At 65.6% G+C, this 2,484-nt stretch carries 1 protein-coding gene; it reads left to right on the top strand.

From position 1 onward, the window contains the following. Positions 1–170: 170 nt before the first annotated feature. Positions 171–2,484 (top strand): amino acid adenylation domain-containing protein (locus MOM01_RS22915; RefSeq protein WP_241387746.1); only part of this gene is annotated, 2,314 nt, incomplete at its 3' end.

The following is a 2,484-nucleotide window of genomic DNA, read 5'->3' as shown; positions in this document are numbered from 1 at the left end:
GGCAGATGATGTCGCCGGAGGTCTTCTCGATCGTGCGCCGGCTGCTCGACGGAGCCGGTACTTCGATCGGGTGATTCCGGTATCGGCCGGGCCGGGTGGGCCGTCGGACACGCCGCGACGGCCACGGCTTTGTCCTGCTACGACCGGTCCGGACCGGTAGAGTTCTGCCTGTGTCTGTGTCGGGGGATGAGACCGCATTGGTCTTCGAGCGTAGTGAGGTGACCTATCGTGAGTTCTCGTCCCGTGTGAATCGACTTGCCCGCCACCTGATCTCGGTAGGTGTCGGGCCGGAGTCCCGCGTGGCGGTGGCGATGCGCCGCAGCGTGGACCTGGTGGTGGCGGTGCACGCTGTACTTGCTGCAGGCGGTGCCTATGTGCCGGTGGATCCGGATCATCCTGCCGAGCGGACCGACTACGTGCTCGGATCATCGGATCCCGTGCTGGTGCTGACGACTTCGCGGGACCGCTTCACGTGGTCCGGGTCTGTGCCGGTGATCGCAGTCGACGGACTCGAACTGTCGGGCTACGCCGACGGCGGAATCTGCAGCACCGAACGGGTATCGGTGTTGCGACCGCAGAACACCGCGTACGTCATCTACACCTCGGGCTCCACCGGCCGGCCGAAGGGCGTGGCCGTGGAGCATTGTTCGGTGGTCAACCAATTGCAGTGGATGCAGGCACGGTTCCGCCTGACCACGGACGACATCGTCCTGCTGAAGACGCCGTTCACCTTCGACGCCTCCGTGTGGGAACTACTGCTGCCCTTGCAGGTCGGTGCGCGAGTGGTGATCGCGGAACCCGACGGTCATCGCGACCCGGATTATCTGGCACGGGTCGTCGACGAGCAGAAGGTGACTGTGGCGCAGTTCGTCCCGTCGGTCCTCGACACGGTCCTCGACCGTCTCGCTCCCGGTATGTGGACCTCGTTGCGGATGCTGTTCACCGGAGGCGAAGCCCTTCCTGCGCGTACCGCCGAGCGTGCGCAGCGAGTGTGCTCGGCGCGGGTGCACAATCTGTACGGACCGACCGAAGTCACCGTCCAGGCAACTTCTTTCGAGTATTCGGGATCGTGTGCGGGTTACACCGTCCCTATCGGGACGCCGGTACGGAACACCAGGGTATTCGTACTCGATGCCCGTTTGCGGCCCGTCCCGGTCGGTGTCGCGGGTGAGTTGTACCTCGCCGGAATCCAGCTCGCCCGGGGATACCACGACCGACCGGACCTCACAGCGGATCGATTCGTCGCAGACCCGTTCGCCGGGGACGGCAGCCGAATGTACCGGACCGGCGACCTCGTGAAGTGGACGCGAGACGGCGATATCGAATACCTCGGGCGCACGGACTTCCAGGTGAAGTTCCGCGGGCAGCGCATCGAACTCGGAGAGGTCGAATCGGCCCTGGGCAAGGCCTCCGGTGTGAATCGTGCCGCCGCAAGTGTGTTCTGGGGCGAGCAGGGCGAGATCCTGATCGGTTACGTCGTCCCGACGGACGGTGTGGAGGTCGATCCGGCGGAGGTGGCCGCTACGGTTCGAGCGCTCCTGCCGCAGTACATGGTGCCGTCGCAGATCATCGTGCTCGACGACCTGCCTCTCAACGGGTCGGGAAAGCTGGACCGTAAGGAGTTGCCGGAACCGGCATTCGAGGCCGGCGTGTACCGGGCACCGAGGACCACCGTGGAGCGGACGGTGGCGTCGGCCTTCGGTGAAGTGCTCGGGGTGGATCGGATCGGTCTGGACGACAACTTCTTCACGCTCGGCGGTAACTCGCTGTCGGCCACTCGCGTCGTCTCGCGCCTGACGGCGTGCGGATTGCCCGTGAAGTTGCAGTGGATGTTCGCGGACCCCACGCCTGCCGGGTTCGCGGCGAAGGTGGGACGGGAGGCGGGCTCTCCGCTCGCCGGCGCCGAGAACGTCGGCACCGACGTCCTGCTCCCGATCAGAACGGCAGGATCGCGTCGCCCGCTGTTCTGCGTGCACCCCATCGTGGGGCTCGCGTGGTGTTATGCAGGACTGACCCGGTACATCGAAGCGGACCGACCGTTGTACGGACTTCAGTCCCCTGCGCTGACGGAACCCGACTTCGAGCCTCGTTCACTGCGCGAGATCGCCGGACGGTACGTAGAGGAGATTCGCAGCGTGGCCCCGGACGGGCCGTACGACCTTCTCGGCTGGTCGCTCGGAGGAACGCTCGCCCACGAGATCGCGGTGCAGTTGCAGGCAGAGGGCGCCGAGGTGGCCACGCTCGTCATGATCGACAGTTACAGCAGAGCGGAAGGCACGACGATCGACTCGATCGACGCTCTGCCCGTCCGTCAACTATTGGGGAGTGTCGGAATCGACCCCGGCCCGGCGAGCGTGCACGACGTCGACTCCGCCGAGATGATCGATTCGATCTCCCGGTCCTGCGGTATTTCGCGGGAGGATGCGGATTCGCTGGTGGCTGTATTGCTGGCGAATGCGAACAGGGATCTGCGTCTGGCCGCAC

Source organism: Rhodococcus sp. CH91, assembly GCF_022554085.1.
Lineage (GTDB): Bacteria > Actinomycetota > Actinomycetes > Mycobacteriales > Mycobacteriaceae > Rhodococcus.
The sequence above is the reverse complement of the archived record's forward strand: the minus strand, read 5'-3'. Positions and strand labels throughout refer to the sequence as shown.